At 42.2% G+C, this 22,136-nt stretch carries 1 protein-coding gene (cut by a window edge); it reads left to right on the top strand.

Features of this window, described 5'->3' with window-relative positions; translation table 11 throughout:
* On the top strand, positions 1-22,136 hold the 5' portion of the coding sequence (locus ACSBFT_RS21385) for a DUF7467 domain-containing protein (RefSeq protein WP_489602368.1). The gene runs 12,073 nt beyond the window's last position; the window shows 22,136 of its 34,209 coding nt (coding positions 1-22,136); its start codon is at positions 1-3; its stop codon lies off the right edge, out of view.

Consider the following 22,136-nt stretch of genomic DNA (forward strand, 5'->3'; position numbering starts at 1 on the left):
ATGAGTACTATTAAAAGTTCTTCCACAAAAACCAGCATGCGTATTTTTAATACGCTAATAGTGTTTGGAATTCTTAAATCATTTGCACGTCTAAAAGAATCTTTTGGAACTGTTTTTAAGTCTTCGGCAATTCTTAATTCCGTTTACAAAGAAGATGTTTTGTTTTCTTTGAGGAATATTATTGTACATTCCTTTTTGCAAAGGGTTTTGTTAACTGCTCTCCTGGCAATTGTCATTGGGTCAACTCAAGCCCAGACGGTTTTAGGAGGTGTAAACCTTGGAAACTTGACAGATTATCATTTAGTCTTCACTAACGGAAGTGATGATGCCAATTGGCAAAGTGCTTCAAAGGGTTTTGTAGGCAATGTTGCTGTAGATGGGATTCAGGCCAGTGAAAGGACATCTGGTTCTTTTGCATACTCAGGTGTTATTTATACCAATGCTTCCTCGCTCAGTGATTGGCAAGACATCGTAGATAATAATTCTGGTAAGGCATCTGCTAGTCTTAATCAAGGTTCTAGAATAAGTGGTTTGGAAAGTGATTTAAGTTCTGCTTTTGCTCAAATCAACGCTTTATCTGCGACTTCAGGATATTCTAGTAAATCTTCCACTTCATTAAATGGTTTAAATACACAAAATGGTATAGCGGAAACTTTTGTCATCAATATTACATCGGGTCTAGGTTTTAGCTCACAAATAAATATTACAGGAGACGCTAGTGACATTTTCATTCTTAGATGGGATGAAGATGGCAATCCAAATAATGGTTATCAAGGAACTGTAAAGCCTCAAAGTGGTGGAGCAATTGTTCCTCTAGGAGGATTATTGCCATCAAATTTTATAAATGTCGCAGGAGATCTAAACGCTAGTGGGGGGGGGAGTAATCCTGCACTTCCTTATCCTCAAGGACCGAGAACAAATAATGGAACCGGATCCTTAGTTTCAGGTGCAAGTGATTTCAGTGGAGGCGGATTCTTTACTGGATATTGGTTAACAACCGGAGATCCCAATAAAAGCTTTGAAACGTCTTCATTAAGCAATGGCATTTTCGTTGGGGGTTGGTATACGAGTTCTGCTAAGTTTAGTATGACATCAGGAACCAGTGGTGTATATGTTGCCCCTCCTGCGTGTACTTATTTTACTTTAACTAACCCAGACCCAAGTACGGCTGAGGCTGTTAAGAACCAAGTTTTTCCGCTGAGTTTGAGTACCAATGCACCAAATAATACGGTGTTAGAGTGGGTGAGATCTACGCAAAACGTTACCGCTCTTTCTCAGCTTACAAATAAGACGGTTGTTGGTCAGGCTAATGTTTCAGGTGGAGCGGCTTCGCTGCAGGTGACAGCACCCTCCTCTAACGGTACCTATTATTATTATGCCTATTTCAAATCTGGAGATCCTTGTGGGTCTTTTGTGAAATATGTTATTACGGTTAAAGATATTGGTACAAACGACCCTGTTTGTTTTTCTGGTTCTAGGGTAATTACTGATAATAAACTTTCTGGAGCTTGTAATACATCGTCAAGTACGTACTACGCTTTATGGCTGAACATGAATTCTTCAGCAGGAAAGACTAATCATCAATATTTTAAAACGACAGATCTTAAGTTTGAAGAATATTGTGATGGAACCGCCAAAATTTATGGTAGAGTAAAACCTGCAGCGGGCGGAACAAATGATTATCTAGACGTAGTCTATGTACTTTCGGGTAGAACAGCCGTTACGCCACAATATAGTCCGAAAGCCAATTCTTGTACTACATATGGAAATGACCTGTATTACTATACCAGTGCGTCAGGAACAATAAATGGGGGAGCGAGTGGTATTTATAGTGGACTTGAAATAGAAATATCTGATAATTCAACCAATACCATGCCTTCGTTTCAAATTGGAACAGGGGCAAATGTGAATACCAATGATTTTGGAGCTAGCGGTTGGTTTGAACTGAATTTCAAAAACAGTGGTACCAACGGTTGGTCTGGAAAAAGTAGTCATGGTGACTTTAACTTCAACTTAGGAAATATTGTTCCTTTTGAACTTACAGCCACAGCGAGTGCTCCATCTATTTGTGTAGGCGGTGATGTAACTTTCAATGCTCAGTTTAAAGGTGATGTTCCATCTTCTTGTAGTCCGTCGTATTCATGGAAATCTCCTACCAATACGGTTGTTAGTACGACTCAATCTTTTTCTCTTAGTAATCTTCAGTCAAACCAGGCTGGAGTTTATACTGTTACCGCGAGCTTTATTTCTGGAGGGAAAATTTGTAGCGTTACTTCTACTGTAAATATTATAGTCAATAGTAATTGTGAAGAAACCCCAGTTTGTGTTCCAAACTGTACACCAGTTACATTAGTAAGTTGGGATTTAAATAATTGTAATACAGGAACAGGTGGTAACTGGTATGGAGAATTTACACCAAGCATAAATAAAGGAGGTTGTGGTGAAATTTCGGCTTCTACTATTTATAGATTAAATCCTGATGTAAATAAACATTCATGTGCAGATGGTCCCGATGGTTCCGATGCCATGTGTGTGAATGGAATTAGTTCAACCACTACTCCGAATGCCGGTAATGATAAGGCCGTAAGATTTTCTACAACCATTACACCTTCAAGTGGTAAGTCTTATAAATTAGGCAACTTAAAGTTTAGTTATAAACGAAGTGGTTATCAGTGTACAGATGGTGGCTCTCAGTCTTTAGTACTTTATGTTTTTAAGAACGGTGAAAAAGTTCATGAAGAGGTTATTACGGGATTAACGAAATCTTGGAAAGACAAAACTGTAACTTTTGCAGAAACAGGAAATTTCATTTCTGATGCGGCCACAACTTATGATTTTGAAATTATTGGTTTTAATCCAACGGGAAACTGTACGGTTTGGGAAATCGATAATGTGAAATTAGACGGCTGTTGTGGTACCACTGTTCCTAAGCCAGTTATAAACGTTAGTAATGCAAATATCTGTAAAGGAGAGTCTATAGATCTAACAGTTTCTAATTGCTCTGGTACTATTTTATGGAATACAGGTGCTACTACTGCCAAGATTACGGTAAGCCCACAAGCCACAACTAGTTATTTAGTTAGTTGTTCAAATGGGTCTTGTAGTGCCGACCAATCTGTAACAGTTACAGTAGATCCTAACTGTAATAATAATATATGTTTGACTTGTACACCTAAGACCGTTGTTAAATGGAACTTAGATCAGTGTCTTGCTTTAAACGAAGCTTATAGTTACAGTGAATTTTTACCTACCTATCCAAATAATGCTAATTTTTCTACAATTACGGCAACAAATGTATACAGAGACAACGCTAATACAAATTTCCATAGTTGTGTAGTTGGTTTTACAGGGCAGTCTAATAGTGATAGAGCCATGTGTGTTAGTGCCAATACAGGTTCTAGTGCAGATTGGGGTAAAGCTGTTAAGTTTAGTGTAACATTAAAACCATCACAAATTGGTGATATTACTTCACTTAAATTTAACCAAAGGGCAGCTGCAACACTGAATTATTCACCATCACCGGCATCTAGTGGCGGGTCGGCATCGAATAATTACCCTAAGAAATACTCTTTAAGGATCTATAAATCAGGAAGTTTGGTATTTGAGTCATTAAATCGTTCTACCAGTCCTACTAACTGGACTACTGAGAATATCGATTTAAGCAGTGACCCTGATTTTGAATTTACGGCAAATTCAACTTATGAGTTCCAATTGACTGCGTTTGACGCAGTTGGAAATGGAGCAAGTATTTCTGCTTGGGATTTAGATAATATTGAATTAATAGCATGTAATAAATCCGATAATATTGCTGTTACAGCAACTAATAATTCTCCAAAATGTGAAGGTGAGACTGTAACTTTAACGGCATCTTCAACATCAAGTGGTGTATCTTATTCATGGTCAGGGCCTTCTGGATTTGTTACACAAAATAATGCCACGGCAACTACCACTATTACTGGTACTTATACAGTTACGGCAACTACCGGAAACAACTGTAGTGCCACAGCAACCACAGTAGTTACGAATTTCTTAAAACCTACGGGCGGAACCATAAAAGCGGATGAAGATTTTTGTGGCCCTTATGTCCCAACGACAATTACGAATGTGACGGAATCTGGTGGTGAGAATTGTGGAGGGCCAGATATAACAGGTAATGATATTTGTGATTCTGGTTCAGGGAAGCCATTATCAATGACATTAGTATATAATGGTAAAAACTGTTCTCAATCTGTAAATACTCAAGGAACAAAAGGTGGCAAATGGGATTGTACAGAAAGTGGTTCAGGTCCTAATGGTGCTGCCAGTGTTTATATCGTTGTCAATAGTAGTCAATACGCTGGAACTGTTACCAATGGCTCTGAATTTACGGTTACCAATGGAGGGTCTACCTTATCTAATCCTATTGTTGTAAGCATTTATAATCAGCAAGGTGGAACACTTTTGCAAACGGTTACGATTCACACATCGTGCTCTGTTCCAATCACAATAGGCGATCAATTTGGCTCACTTTTACTGACTGCAGTTAAAGGTTCTAATAATGTAACATACGGTGGTACAAGTGGAATCAAATATACTTGGCAACAAAGAGCTGGAACTTCCGGAACTTGGTTAGCGATTGCAGGAGCTACAGGAAAAGATTATCAACCTTCAAAAATATCTCAAACAACGCAATTTAGACGAGTAGCTACGAACTGTTGCGGAGAAGGTTTTTCTAATGTTGTTACTAAAACAATTACTCCAAAGACTGTTTCAGGAGGTACAATAAAAGATAATGAATCTTTATGTGGACCTTATATGGCGGCCCTTATTACGAGTGTAACAAAATCAGATGGAGAAGATTGTGGGGGTCCAGAGATAACAGGTAATGATATTTGTGATTCTGGTTCAGGGAAGCCATTATCAATGACATTAGTATATAATGGTAAAAACTGTTCTCAATCTGTAAATACTCAGGGAACAAAAGGTGGCAAATGGGATTGTACTGAAAGTGGTTCAGGTTCTAATGGTGCTGCCAGTGTTTATGTCTCTGTTAATAATAGTCAATACACTGGAACTGTTGCTAATGGTTCTGAATTTACGGTTACAAATGGAGGGTCTACACTATCTAATCCTATTGTTGTAAGCATTTATAATCAGCAAGGTGGAACACTTTTACAAACTGTCACAATTCATACCTCTTGTTCAGTTCCAATTACAATAGGTGATCAATTTGGTTCACTTTTACTAACAGCGGTTAAAGGTTCTAATAATGTAACATATGGTGGCTCAAGTGGACTTAAATATACTTGGGAATCAAAGATGGGTAATGGTAACTGGAACGTCATTACTGGGGCAACAGGCCTTACTTATAATCCTGGGTATATCACTACAACTACGAGCTATAGAAGAGTAGCGACTAACTGTTGTGGTTTTGGTTACTCTAACATAGTGACTAAAACAGTTAAGCCACAGGTTTATGCAAACGCCGGTGTAGATAAAACAGTCTGTGATGGTGGTGCAACCACCTTAACTGGTGGTGTTGGCTTTTCTTCTTCATCCAATGGTTTCCTACTTAAATCTGAACCAGAAAATACGTCAACAGAGAATAATATTGAATTTGAGAAGGATGGTTCTGAAGGACCAAGATTGTTGATTTATCAAAACGGAAGCTCTACACCAATTACGATATTGGCATCACAAAGGGCACGTATTGAAAGTGGTTCGGATCATATGACTCATAATCATGATGATATTGCTGTAGGATATGACGGAAAGGAAAATGATAGGTCTTTAGTTAATTTTAATATTAGCTCAATTTCCGGTAAAATTGACAAAGCAGAATTAGTTTTAAAATCTAAGGATACAGGAAATTTAACGGTAGGTGTGTATCCTATTTCAACTGCTTGGGATGCAGATAAGGTGACTTGGCTTAAAAGTGCTCAGGGTGTAAATTGGAATACTGCTGGTGTAATTAATCCAGGAGATCCAATGTTGGCAAGCCAGTTGGTAACTGCGAAACAAGATTACAAATGGAATGTTACTTCAATCGTAGATGCTTGGGTGAATGGTTTACCAAATACCGCAGGTAATTATTCTTACTTATGGAGCACAGGAGCTACAACTCAAAGTATTTCGGTAAGTCCAACGGTAACTACGACCTATACATTAACCGTAACTGATAATGCAACGGGCTGTTCTGACACAGACCAAGTATTGGTTGAATTAAACAATGAGATTTTGGAACCTGGAACTATTGCACCGGACCAATCAAATTGTGGTCCATTTGATGCAAGTGTAATAAATAGTGTCATCGATGCTACAGGCGAATGTGGGAATACAGTGGTAGAAGATTGCTGCGATTTAGGAACTAAGCCAATAGCCGTTGATCTACTTTATAATGGAGGAAGTAATCAAGTGCCTCAGAACCATCAAGGGACAATTGGTGGGAAATGGGATAGCATTGGAAATACCAACGGTGATCCAGAAGTTTATATAGAGGTAAATAATGGTGATTATTTTAAGGGAACAGTGGCTTTGAATGGACGTTTCACAGTCACTAATAATGGTGATAAGATGACCAGCACCGTTGAAGTTAAAATTTATGATAATGCTACTAAAGCATTACTTCGCCAAACTGTAAAAATTCACCTTTCTTGTTCTGTTCCAATTGTAACTGGTGATCAATTTGGCTCTCTAAAATTAGTTTCATCTTCAATTCCAGTAGATGGTCAGATAACCAATCTTATTAAATGCGAGTCAGTAAATAACGATTTAGTTTATCAGTGGCAAGTATTTAAAAATGGAGCTTGGGTAGATATTGCAAATGAAATGGGGAAATCTTACGATCCTCCATTCTTAACAGAAACTACAAAATATAGAAGAAATGCGACAAACTGTTGTGGAACAAGGTCTTCCAATGAGGTTACTATTACCATCTTTGATGGAACTGCTTTAACCGTAACTAAGACAGATGTTTCTTGTTTTGGAGGAACAGATGGTACTGCAACGGCTACAGTAACAAAAGGAAAACCTAATTACACTTATTTATGGAGTAATGGTCAAACTACGGCAACGGCTACTGGTTTAGTAAGTGGAACATACAGTGTCACAGTGACCGATGCAAATAGCTGTACAGCGAGTGCCTCTGTAACAATTACTCAACCAAACTTGTTGACGGTAAGTGTGCCAGAAATAAGAATAGATTGTTTTGGTGATTTGGATGGTACAGCCACAGCTAACGTTAATGGAGGAACTCTGGCTTATTCTTATAGTTGGAATACCAATCCTGTTCAGACGACTGCTTCTGCTACCGGTTTGGGAGTAGGTTCATATACTGTTACGGTTACTGATAAGAATGGCTGTATAGCTACCGCAAGCACTGTGGTTAAAGCAGACTCTTGTGGAAGTATAGGATCTACAGTTTGGGCGGATGAGAATAATAATGGAATTATAGACAGTAATGAAGAGGGTCTTTCGGGTATTACAGTTTCTCTTTATGATGGAAGCAATAATTTCATTAAGTCTGATGTAACCGATACTGATGGTAATTATTATTTTGACGGACTAATTCCGGGCACTTATCAGGTGAAAATTACAGGTTCAAATCTTCCGGTAGGATATCAATATGTAAGTGAGACTACAATTAATACGGAAGAAGTAGATGGAAATAATAATGGTAGCCAGACAGCTGCCGGTCAAGATGTTGTATCACAGGTAATTATCCTTGAACCAAATGGAGAACCGACTGGGAATGATGAATTACTAGGTAATACAGACAATAAGACAGGTGGTGCTCAAGATAATCTGAAGGATTCTTACGGGGATATGACCGTTGATTTTGGATTGATCCGAAACCCTAAACTGAATATCAAAAAGACCTTTATTTCGGCTACTGATTTAGGTAATAATCAATTTGATATAACCTATACCATTGGAGTTAATAATTCAGGAGTAGCTCCAACCACTTATGGCGTTTCTGATACCCCATCATTTGATGATGATGTAACTATCATTTCTGCGACATATACTTCGGATGCTCCTGGTTTCCCGGGTACTAACCTAAATGGCAATGGACCATGGGCGATTTCAAATGATGTTCCGTTAACTGGAGGATCAGCCCATACTTATACAATAGTTGTAAGAGCTAAGATCGACCTTAATGACGGTCTTGTCGGCGATGATATATACAAAAAATGTGGTTCTGGAAGTTCGCAAACCTTAAGCTCTGGTGAAGGGTTATTTAATGTTGCATCACTTCTAAACGGGGATGAAGTAGTCATTGAGAAAGACACTGCTTGTGGTGACTTACCATTTATTACGCATACGAAGACTTTTGGTGTAGTTACGCCAAAAGGAAATAATAAGTACACGGTTACTTATGAAATAGAGGTTAAGAATACTGGAGGAGCAGCAGGGACCTATGGTCTGAAAGATGATCCAAGCTATGAGGATGATATTTCAATCTTAAGTGCATCTTATACCTCTACAGCACCAACAGTACCAGGCGGAGCCTTGGCTGGCAATGGTCCTTGGAACCTATCGCAGGATATTACTTTAGCTGCGGGTGGCACACACACTTATACCGTAAGTGTTGAAACGCAGATCGACCTGAGTTCTGGCTCGAGTGGAGATAATATTTACGAGGCTTGTGGTACTAAGAGTACGTCCTCAGAATTCACAGCAGGAGAAGGTCTGTTTAACGAGTCATTCCTTTTAGACCTGAAAGAGCAGGTGATTGAGAAAGATACGGCTTGTGGCGACTTACCTTATATTGTTCATGCCAAGACTGTAAAGAGTATTACAGACCTTGGAAACAATGAGCATCAGGTAGTTTATGAAATCAAAGTAGAGAATAAGGGAGGCGTAAGCACGACTTATTCACTTGAAGATGACGCTAACTTTGAAGATGATATTGAGATAATAGATGGAAGTTTCAGCTCACCTGAAACGGGAGCAGCAGCCTTTACGGGTGATGCATTCCCACTAACATTAACGACTAATAATACCATTCTCGCGGGAGCAACAGAAACCTATCAGGTAGTTGTGAAAGTGAAGATAGACCTTAGTGCAGGATCAGGAGGCGACAATGTTTATACTGCTTGTGGTTCAAAAAGCACCACGACAGACTATACAGCAGGCGAAGGCTTGTTCAATGAGTCGATTCTGAAAGACAGCGAAGGAATGGTTATTGAGAAAGACACTGCTTGTGGTGACTTACCATTTATTACGCATACGAAGACTTTTGGTGTAGTTACACCAAAAGGAAATAATAAGTACACGGTAACTTATGAGATAGAGGTTAAGAATACTGGAGCAGCAGCAGGGACCTATGGTCTGAAAGATGATCCAAGCTATGAGGATGATATTTCAATCTTAAGTGCATCTTATACCTCTACAGCACCAACAGTACCAGGCGGAGCCTTGGCTGGCAATGGTCCTTGGAACCTATCGCAGGATATTACTTTAGCTGCGGGTGGCACACACACTTATACCGTAAGTGTTGAAACGCAGATCGACCTGAGTTCTGGCTCGAGTGGAGATAATATTTACGAGGCTTGTGGTACTAAGAGTACGTCCTCAGAATTCACAGCAGGAGAAGGTCTGTTTAACGAGTCATTCCTTTTAGACCTGAAAGAGCAGGTGATTGAGAAAGATACGGCTTGTGGCGACTTACCTTATATTGTTCATGCCAAGACTGTAAAGAGTATTACAGACCTTGGAAACAATGAGCATCAGGTAGTTTATGAAATCAAAGTAGAGAATAAGGGAGGCGTAAGCACGACTTATTCACTTGAAGATGACGCTAACTTTGAAGATGATATTGAGATAATAGATGGAAGTTTCAGCTCACCTGAAACGGGAGCAGCAGCCTTTACGGGTGATGCATTCCCACTAACATTAACGACTAATAATACCATTCTCGCGGGAGCAACAGAAACCTATCAGGTAGTTGTGAAAGTGAAGATAGACCTTAGTGCAGGATCAGGAGGCGACAATGTTTATACTGCTTGTGGTTCAAAAAGCACCACGACAGACTATACAGCAGGCGAAGGCTTGTTCAATGAGTCGATTCTGAAAGACAGCGAAGGAATGGTTATTGAGAAAGACACTGCTTGTGGTGACTTACCATTTATTACGCATACGAAGACTTTTGGTGTAGTTACACCAAAAGGAAATAATAAGTACACGGTAACTTATGAGATAGAGGTTAAGAATACTGGAGCAGCAGCAGGGACCTATGGTCTGAAAGATGATCCAAGCTATGAGGATGATATTTCAATCTTAAGTGCATCTTATACCTCTACAGCACCAACAGTACCAGGCGGAGCCTTGGCTGGCAATGGTCCCTGGAACCTATCGCAGGATATTACTTTAGCTGCGGGTGGCACACACACTTATACCGTAAGTGTTGAAACGCAGATCGACCTGAGTTCTGGCTCGAGTGGAGATAATATTTACCAGGCTTGTGGTACTAAGAGTACCTCCTCAGAATTCACAGCAGGAGAAGGTCTGTTTAACGAGTCATTCCTTTTAGACCTGAAAGAGCAGGTAATAGAAAAAGATACAGCATGTGGCGACTTACCTTATATTGTACACACGAAAGTTGCTTCAAATAGAACACAAATTGATAGAGATGATTATATCATAGAGTACACTATTGAAGTTGAAAACAAAGGTGGAGCCCAAGGGATTTATGGATTACAAGATGCTCCTGGTTTTGATTCTGATGTAGAGATTCAATCTGTCAGTTATACTAATAATGCAGGCGTAGCTCCAAATACTTTAAATACTGGAGACGCAATTTGGAACTTATCACAGGATGTCGCTTTGGCAATCGGACAAAAGCATACTTATATTTTAACTGTAGGAGTTAAGTTAAACCTTGAACAAAGTTCTTCTGGAGATAATAAATACACTGAATGTTCTGCTTCTGGAGGTAATAATACACTTACCAAAGGAAATGGTCTTTTCAATGAATCAGTTCTATTAGACCTGAATGAATTTGAAATAGATAGAGATACGGCTTGTATTGATCTACTGGCTGCTTTGGGAGATACCGTTTTTGTAGATAACAACGGTAATGGCTTGCAAGATCCGGGAGAAATAGGACTTGGAGGAATAAAAGTTACTCTAAATGGAATAGTTAACGGTTCGGCAATACCAGCTCAGACTGCAACTACTAACCCACAAGGTTTCTATGAGTTTATTGGGTTGGAGCCTGGAGTTTATACGGTAACATTCCCAACGACTGCTACAATTAATGGAACATCAGGGGGCAAATTAACCAAAGATGATGCAACAGGTGGTAATACGGATGGTAGTGATACAAACAAGGATTCAGATGCAGATAGAATTTCAGGATTAACGGAATCATATACATTATCTTATGGTGAATTTGAGCCGAGAGTAGATGCGGGATACTACCTGCCAGCAAGTCTTGGTGATACCGTTTTTGTTGACAATAATGCAAATGGCATACAGGATATAGGAGAACTAGGTTTAGGAGGTGTAGCCATTAACTTAACAGATGCTTCAGGTAATCCTGTTGTTGACGCTGACGGTGTAGCAATAGGCTCGGTGTTAACTAAGCCTAATGGGTCTTATGAATTTACCAATCTGATACCAGGGGATTACATTGTTGTGTTCCCACTGAATGCCACTATTACGGGAGACCCAGCGGCTAGTCTGACTACTGCAAATGCTACTGGTCAAAATACAGACTTAAATGATGTTAATAATGATTCTGATGCGGACAAAATATCTGGAAAGTCTCATGTGGTAACGCTTACAAGTGGCGAGAAAGAGCCTAGGATTGACGCAGGTTATCTTCTTATCGCTGATTTAAGTCTTGTGAAAAGAGTAAACGATCCGACACCAAATGTTGGAGATACGGTGACCTTCTATATTGAAGTTCGCAATGCCGGTCCAAACCATGGAACTGGAGTACAAGTGAAAGATTATCTTCCAAATGGATACACTAATATTCATAATATTAGCAATTCAGGATTGTTTGCAAATGATACCATAGTATGGAGTAATCTATCAGCACCAAATGATGCAATACCGATATTGTCTTTTGACGCCGTCGTGTTGGCACCTCTTCAAGGAGTGGGCTACGATAACTTGGCTGAGATAACAGCTTCTGATCAATATGATCCTGATTCAGACCCTAAATCAGGAATTGACCCAGATGGTGATGGTTTAATTGGAACTGAAGATAACAATCCAAATGATGGAAGTGTAGATACTAACGGCGAGGATGATGAGGATAATGAGCCAGTTGTACCACAAGTAGCCGACCTAGAGTTAGTGAAAACGGTAAGCAATGGCACACCAAACGTAGGAGACGTAGTAACGTTTACTATCAAGGTGAGCAACAAAGGCCCTCAAACCGCAACGAATGTTAAAGTAGAAGATGTCGTACCAAACGGATACGAAGCAATTACTAATATTACAGCAGGCGGCATAGCGACAGGAAGTACAATCAATTGGAGTGTAGCGAGCATACTCAATGGAGCATCGGCAGAGTTGAAGTTTGATGTGAAAGTTAAAGCACCATTAACGGGTGTGGTTTATAACAACATTGCTAAGATTACAGACGTAGACCAGTATGATTCAGATTCAGACCCAACGAACGCTGCCGATATAGACGGTGACGGTCTAATAGGTTCTGTAGATAATAATCCAAACGATACGGGTATTGACCCAGACGATGAGGATGATGCAGATGATGAGCCAGTAGCACCACAAGTAGCTGACCTAGAGTTAGTGAAAACGGTAAGCAATGGCACACCAAACGTAGGAGACGTAGTAACGTTTACTATCAAGGTGAGCAACAAAGGCCCTCAAACCGCAACGAATGTTAAAGTAGAAGATGTCGTACCAAACGGATACGAAGCAATTACTAATATTACAGCAGGCGGCATAGCGACAGGAAGTACAATCAATTGGAGTGTAGCGAGCATACTCAATGGAGCATCGGCAGAGTTGAAGTTTGATGTGAAAGTTAAAGCACCATTAACGGGTGTGGTTTATAACAACATTGCTAAGATTACAGACGTAGACCAGTATGATTCAGATTCAGACCCAACGAACGCTGCCGATATAGACGGTGACGGTCTAATAGGTTCTGTAGATAATAATCCAAACGATACGGGTATTGACCCAGACGATGAGGATGATGCAGATGATGAGCCAGTAGCACCACAAGTAGCTGACCTAGAGTTAGTGAAAACGGTAAGCAATGGCACACCAAACGTAGGAGACGTAGTAACGTTTACTATCAAGGTGAGCAACAAAGGCCCTCAAACCGCAACGAATGTTAAAGTAGAAGATGTCGTACCAAACGGATACGAAGCAATTACTAATATTACAGCAGGCGGCATAGCGACAGGAAGTACAATCAATTGGAGTGTAGCGAGCATACTCAATGGAGCATCGGCAGAGTTGAAGTTTGATGTGAAAGTTAAAGCACCATTAACGGGTGTGGTTTATAACAACATTGCTAAGATTACAGACGTAGACCAGTATGATTCAGATTCAGACCCAACGAACGCTGCCGATATAGACGGTGACGGTCTAATAGGTTCTGTAGATAATAATCCAAACGATACGGGTATTGACCCAGACGATGAGGATGATGCAGATGATGAGCCAGTAGCACCACAAGTAGCTGACCTAGAGTTAGTGAAAACGGTAAGCAATGGCACACCAAACGTAGGAGACGTAGTAACGTTTACTATCAAGGTGAGCAACAAAGGCCCTCAAACCGCAACGAATGTTAAAGTAGAAGATGTCGTACCAAACGGATACGAAGCAATTACTAATATTACAGCAGGCGGCATAGCGACAGGAAGTACAATCAATTGGAGTGTAGCGAGCATACTCAATGGAGCATCGGCAGAGTTGAAGTTTGATGTGAAAGTTAAAGCACCATTAACGGGTGTGGTTTATAACAACATTGCTAAGATTACAGACGTAGACCAGTATGATTCAGATTCAGACCCAACGAACGCTGCCGATATAGACGGTGACGGTCTAATAGGTTCTGTAGATAATAATCCAAACGATACGGGTATTGACCCAGACGATGAGGATGATGCAGATGATGAGCCAGTAGCACCACAAGTAGCTGACCTAGAGTTAGTGAAAACGGTAAGCAATGGCACACCAAACGTAGGAGACGTAGTAACGTTTACTATCAAGGTGAGCAACAAAGGCCCTCAAACCGCAACGAATGTTAAAGTAGAAGATGTCGTACCAAACGGATACGAAGCAATTACTAATATTACAGCAGGCGGCATAGCGACAGGAAGTACAATCAATTGGAGTGTAGCGAGCATACTCAATGGAGCATCGGCAGAGTTGAAGTTTGATGTGAAAGTTAAAGCACCATTAACGGGTGTGGTTTATAACAACATTGCTAAGATTACAGACGTAGACCAGTATGATTCAGATTCAGACCCAACGAACGCTGCCGATATAGACGGTGACGGTCTAATAGGTTCTGTAGATAATAATCCAAACGATACGGGTATTGACCCAGACGATGAGGATGATGCAGATGATGAGCCAGTACTACCACAAGTAGCTGATTTGAGTTTAATTAAAGTGGTTAATGATGCAACTCCAAATGTTGGAGATACAGTTACTTTCACAATTGAACTGAGAAACTTAGGACCACAGGATGGTTCAAATGTGCAGATCAAGGATTATGTACCTAATGGATACAACGGAATTCATAACATTAATAATGGAGGTACAATATCTGGAAGTACAATTACATGGAATGGATTATCTGCACCAAATGATGCTATTCCATTATTAACTTTTGATGCAGTAGTGCTTGCACCTGGATCAGGTGTTGATTATGACAATATTGCAGAAATTACGGCTTCTGATCAGTATGACCCTGATTCTGACCCAACCTCGGGTGTTGATCCAGATGGTGACGGTTTAATTGGAACGGAAGATACAAATCCTAATGATGGAAGTATTGATATAGACGGTGAAGATGATGAAGATAATGAACCAGTAATTCCATGTACTACGACAGTTTCAACTGTTGTTACCAATGTAACTTGTAATGGAGCAAATGATGGTAAAGTAAATCTTACTGTATCAAATGCTACTGATCCAATAGTTTACAGTTGGAGTAATGGTGCCATAACTGAAGACTTAATCGGACTTGCAATTGGTACTTATTCTGTAACTGTCAAAGATGTAAATGGTTGTACAGCGACAGCGAGTGTAACCATCACTCAGCCAACGCCAGTAACAGCGAGCATCGTAGGAACGAACCTATTGTGTAACGGTGACCTATCAGGCAAAGCGACCTTGACAGCCGGAGGCGGAACAGGAGTGTTGACTTATAAGTGGAGCAATAATGCCATAACAAAAGACCTAACAGGTATAGCAGCAGGAACTTATTCAGTAATCGTAACGGATGCGAACTCTTGTACAGCGACAGCGAGTGTAACCATCACTCAGCCAACGCCAGTAACAGCGAGCATCGTAGGAACGAACCTATTGTGTAACGGAGACCTATCAGGCAAAGCGACCTTGACAGCCGGAGGCGGAACAGGAGCGTTGACTTATAAGTGGAGTAATAATGCCATAACAAAAGACCTAACAGGTATAGCAGCAGGAACTTATTCAGTAGTCGTAACGGATGCGAACTCTTGTACAGCGACAGCGAGTGTAACCATCACTCAGCCAACGCCAGTAACAGCGAGCATCGTAGGAACGAACCTATTGTGTAACGGAGACCTATCAGGCAAAGCGACCTTGACAGCCGGAGGCGGAACAGGAGTGTTGACTTATAAGTGGAGCAATAATGCCATCACAAAAGACCTAACAGGTATAGCAGCAGGAACTTATTCAGTAGTCGTAACGGATGCGAACTCTTGTACAGCGACAGCGAGTGTAACCATCACTCAGCCAACGCCAGTAACAGCGAGCATCGTAGGAACGAACCTATTGTGTAACGGAGACCTATCAGGCAAAGCGACCTTGACAGCCGGAGGCGGAACAGGAGCGTTGACTTATAAGTGGAGCAATAATGCCATAACAAAAGACTTAACAGGTATAGCAGCAGGAACTTATTCAGTAGTCGTAACGGATGCCAACTCTTGTACAGCGACAGCGAGTGTAACCATCACTCAGCCAACGCCAGTAACAGCGAGCATCGTAGGAACGAACCTATTGTGTAACGGCGACCTATCAGGCAAAGCGACCTTGACAGCCGGAGGCGGAACAGGAGTGTTGACTTATAAGTGGAGCAATAATGCCATAACAAAAGACCTAACAGGTATAGCAGCAGGAACTTATTCAGTAATCGTAACGGATGCGAACTCTTGTACAGCGACAGCGAGTGTAACCATCACTCAGCCAACGCCAGTAACAGCGAGCATCGTAGGAACGAACCTATTGTGTAACGGAGACCTATCAGGCAAAGCGACCTTGACAGCCGGAGGCGGAACAGGAGTGTTGACTTATAAGTGGAGCAATAATGCCATAACAAAAGACTTAACAGGTATAGCAGCAGGAACTTATTCAGTAGTCGTAACGGATGCGAACTCTTGTACAGCGACAGCGAGTGTAACCATCACTCAGCCAACGCCAGTAACAGCGAGCATCGTAGGAACGAACCTATTGTGTAACGGAGACCTATCAGGCAAAGCGACCTTGACAGCCGGAGGCGGAACAGGAGCGTTGACTTATAAGTGGAGCAATAATGCCATAACAAAAGACTTAACAGGTATAGCAGCAGGAACTTATTCAGTAGTCGTAACGGATGCCAACTCTTGTACAGCGACAGCGAGTGTAACCATCACTCAGCCAACGCCAGTAACAGCGAGCATCGTAGGAACGAACCTATTGTGTAATGGAGACCTATCAGGCAAAGCGACCTTGACAGCCGGAGGCGGAACAGGAGCTTTGACTTATAAGTGGAGTAATAATGCCATAACAAAAGACCTAACAGGTATAGCAGCAGGAACTTATTCAGTAGTCGTAACGGATGCGAACTCTTGTACAGCGACAGCGAGTGTAACCATCACTCAGCCAACGCCAGTAACAGCGAGCATCGTAGGAACGAACCTATTGTGTAATGGAGACCTATCAGGCAAAGCGACCTTGACAGCCGGAGGCGGAACAGGAGTGTTGACTTATAAGTGGAGCAATAATGCCATCACAAAAGACCTAACAGGTATAGCAGCAGGCACCTACTCGGTAGTCGTAACGGATGCGAACTCTTGTACAGCGACAGCGAGTGTAACCATCACTCAGCCAACGCCAGTAACAGCGAGCATCGTAGGAACGAACCTATTGTGTAATGGAGACCTATCAGGCAAAGCGACCTTGACAGCCGGAGGCGGAACAGGAGTGTTGACTTATAAGTGGAGCAATAATGCCATCACAAAAGACTTAACAGGTATAGCAGCAGGAACTTATTCAGTAGTCGTAACGGATGCGAACTCTTGTACAGCGACAGCGAGTGTAACCATCACTCAGCCAACGCCAGTAACAGCGAGCATCGTAGGAACGAACCTATTGTGTAACGGAGACCTATCAGGCAAAGCGACCTTGACAGCCGGAGGCGGAACAGGAGTGTTGACTTATAAGTGGAGCAATAATGCCATAACAAAAGACTTAACAGGTATAGCAGCAGGAACTTATTCAGTAGTCGTAACGGATGCGAACTCTTGTACAGCGACAGCGAGTGTAACCATCACTCAGCCAACGCCAGTAACAGCGAGCATCGTAGGAACGAACCTATTGTGTAATGGAGACCTATCAGGCAAAGCGACCTTGACAGCCGGAGGCGGAACAGGAGCTTTGAGCTATAAGTGGAGCAATAATGCCATAACAAAAGACTTAACAGGTATAGCAGCAGGAACTTATTCAGTAGTCGTAACGGATGCGAACTCTTGTACAGCGACAGCGAGTGTAACCATCACTCAGCCAACGCCAGTAACAGCGAGCATCGTAGGAACGAACCTATTGTGTAACGGAGACCTATCAGGCAAAGCGACCTTGACAGCCGGAGGCGGAACAGGAGTGTTGACTTATAAGTGGAGCAATAATGCCATAACAAAAGACTTAACAGGTATAGCAGCAGGAACTTATTCAGTAGTCGTAACGGATGCCAACTCTTGTACAGCGACAGCGAGTGTAACCATCACTCAGCCAACGCCAGTAACAGCGAGCATCGTAGGAACGAACCTATTGTGTAACGGAGACCTATCAGGCAAAGCGACCTTGACAGCCGGAGGCGGAACAGGAGTGTTGACTTATAAGTGGAGCAATAATGCCATAACAAAAGACTTAACAGGTATAGCAGCAGGAACTTATTCAGTAGTCGTAACGGATGCCAACTCTTGTACAGCGACAGCGAGTGTAACCATCACTCAGCCAACGCCAGTAACAGCGAGCATCGTAGGAACGAACCTATTGTGTAACGGAGACCTATCAGGCAAAGCGACCTTGACAGCCGGAGGCGGAACAGGAGCGTTGACTTATAAGTGGAGTAATAATGCCATAACAAAAGACCTAACAGGTATAGCAGCAGGCACCTACTCGGTAGTCGTAACGGATGCCAACTCTTGTACAGCGACAGCGAGTGTAACCATCACTCAGCCAACGCCAGTAACAGCGAGCATCGTAGGAACGAACCTATTGTGTAACGGAGACCTATCAGGCAAAGCGACCTTGACAGCCGGAGGCGGAACAGGAGTGTTGACTTATAAGTGGAGCAATAATGCCATAACAAAAGACTTAACAGGTATAGCAGCAGGAACTTATTCAGTAGTCGTAACGGATGCGAACTCTTGTACAGCGACAGCGAGTGTAACCATCACTCAGCCAACGCCAGTAACAGCGAGCATCGTAGGAACGAACCTATTGTGTAACGGAGACCTATCAGGCAAAGCGACCTTGACAGCCGGAGGCGGAACAGGAGCGTTGACTTATAAGTGGAGTAATAATGCCATAACAAAAGACCTAACAGGTATAGCAGCAGGCACCTACTCGGTAGTCGTAACGGATGCGAACTCTTGTACAGCGACAGCGAGTGTAACCATCACTCAGCCAACGCCAGTAACAGCGAGCATCGTAGGAACGAACCTATTGTGTAACGGAGACCTATCAGGCAAAGCGACCTTGACAGCCGGAGGCGGAACAGGAGTGTTGACTTATAAGTGGAGCAATAATGCCATAACAAAAGACTTAACAGGTATAGCAGCAGGAACTTATTCAGTAGTCGTAACGGATGCGAACTCTTGTACAGCGACAGCGAGTGTAACCATCACTCAGCCAACGCCAGTAACAGCGAGCATCGTAGGAACGAACCTATTGTGTAACGGAGACCTATCAGGCAAAGCGACCTTGACAGCCGGAGGCGGAACAGGAGTGTTGACTTATAAGTGGAGCAATAATGCCATAACAAAAGACTTAACAGGTATAGCAGCAGGAACTTATTCAGTAGTCGTAACGGATGCGAACTCTTGTACAGCGACAGCGAGTGTAACCATCACTCAGCCAACGCCAGTAACAGCGAGCATCGTAGGAACGAACCTATTGTGTAATGGAGACCTATCAGGCAAAGCGACCTTGACAGCCGGAGGCGGAACAGGAGCTTTGAGCTATAAGTGGAGCAATAATGCCATAACAAAAGACTTAACAGGTATAGCAGCAGGAACTTATTCAGTAGTCGTAACGGATGCGAACTCTTGTACAGCGACAGCGAGTGTAACCATCACTCAGCCAACGCCAGTAACAGCGAGCATCGTAGGAACGAACCTATTGTGTAACGGAGACCTATCAGGCAAAGCGACCTTGACAGCCGGAGGCGGAACAGGAGTGTTGACTTATAAGTGGAGCAATAATGCCATCACAAAAGACTTAACAGGTATAGCAGCAGGAACTTATTCAGTAGTCGTAACGGATGCCAACTCTTGTACAGCGACAGCGAGTGTAACCATCACTCAGCCAACGCCAGTAACAGCGAGCATCGTAGGAACGAACCTATTGTGTAACGGAGACCTATCAGGCAAAGCGACCTTGACAGCCGGAGGCGGAACAGGAGCGTTGACTTATAAGTGGAGTAATAATGCCATAACAAAAGACCTAACAGGTATAGCAGCAGGCACCTACTCGGTAGTCGTAACGGATGCGAACTCTTGTACAGCGACAGCGAGTGTAACCATCACTCAGCCAACGCCAGTAACAGCGAGCATCGTAGGAACGAACCTATTGTGTAACGGAGACCTATCAGGCAAAGCGACCTTGACAGCCGGAGGCGGAACAGGAGTGTTGACTTATAAGTGGAGCAATAATGCCATAACAAAAGACTTAACAGGTATAGCAGCAGGAACTTATTCAGTAGTCGTAACGGATGCGAACTCTTGTACAGCGACAGCGAGTGTAACCATCACTCAGCCAACGCCAGTAACAGCGAGCATCGTAGGAACGAACCTATTGTGTAACGGAGACCTATCAGGCAAAGCGACCTTGACAGCCGGAGGCGGAACAGGAGCGTTGACTTATAAGTGGAGTAATAATGCCATAACAAAAGACCTAACAGGTATAGCAGCAGGCACCTACTCGGTAGTCGTAACGGATGCGAACTCTTGTACAGCGACAGCGAGTGTAACCATCACTCAGCCAACGCCAGTAACAGCGAGCATCGTAGGAACGAACCTATTGTGTAACGGAGACCTATCAGGCAAAGCGACCTTGACAGCCGGAGGCGGAACAGGAGTGTTGACTTATAAGTGGAGCAATAATGCCATAACAAAAGACTTAACAGGTATAGCAGCAGGAACTTATTCAGTAGTCGTAACGGATGCGAACTCTTGTACAGCGACAGCGAGTGTAACCATCACTCAGCCAACGCCAGTAACAGCGAGCATCGTAGGAACGAACCTATTGTGTAACGGAGACCTATCAGGCAAAGCGACCTTGACAGCCGGAGGCGGAACAGGAGTGTTGACTTATAAGTGGAGCAATAATGCCATAACAAAAGACTTAACAGGTATAGCAGCAGGAACTTATTCAGTAGTCGTAACGGATGCGAACTCTTGTACAGCGACAGCGAGTGTAACCATCACTCAGCCAACGGCACTAGGAGCAAATCCTTCAACTGTGGATGTAAGCTGTAATAATGGAGTAGATGGTACGGCTAAGGTTGACCCATTTGGTGGAACACCTGGATATAGTTATGTATGGAGTAATGGTAAGATAACTCAAGAAATAACGGGTTTAACAGCAGGTACCTATTCTGTTACGGTAACGGACTCTAAAGGATGTATTGCAGTAGTAAAAGGTATAGTAGTGGGAGAACCAGCCAAGTTAGTGGGTATTGCTTCTAGTAACTCACCGGTTTGTGAAGGTTCAGCAATAAACTTCACCGCAAGCGGAGGAACTAATTATAGCTGGACAGGACCTGCTGGATTTAGTTCAGGAGTTCAAAACCCAACGATTGCTAGTGCGAAACAATCCAATGTTGGTGTTTACACAGTGACAATACAAGATGCGAATGGATGTTCAACAACAGCCACGACAGCAGTTATAGTTACTGACCTACCAGACTTAGCGAATATTAATGATGAGGTTTGCATAGGTGCTACTATAAACATTGTAGCCCCTACCTATGGAGTTGGATATACCTACAAATGGACGGGACCAAACGGATTTGTGAGTAATACAACTACCATAAATATTCCGAATGCTCAGGCAAACAATAGTGGTACTTATACCCTAACCGTTACCTATCAAAATTGTAACTTAATTGCTTATGCATTTGTAACAGTTAAACCAAAACCAGCTGCCCCAGTTATTAAAATAAATGGGCAAAATGTAATTTGTACTGGAGGTTCTGTGAATTTAGTGGCCGAAGGTTGTTCAGGTATTGTAAAATGGTCTAATGGTGCCACCGGAGCTAGTATTACAGTAACGCAAGAAGGAACATATTCTGCGACTTGTACTTCTAATGACTGTATCAGTGATAAGTCAAATGAAATCGTAGTTGAGAAAGGATCTGCTCCCGTGAAGCCGATTATATCAGCAAACAAAACGATTTGTTGTGATGGCTCATCGGCAACATTGACAGCAACTGGCTGTAATGGAATATTAACTTGGAGTACAGGCTCACATGA

It is taken from the genome of Arcticibacterium sp. SM2516 (assembly GCF_057914865.1).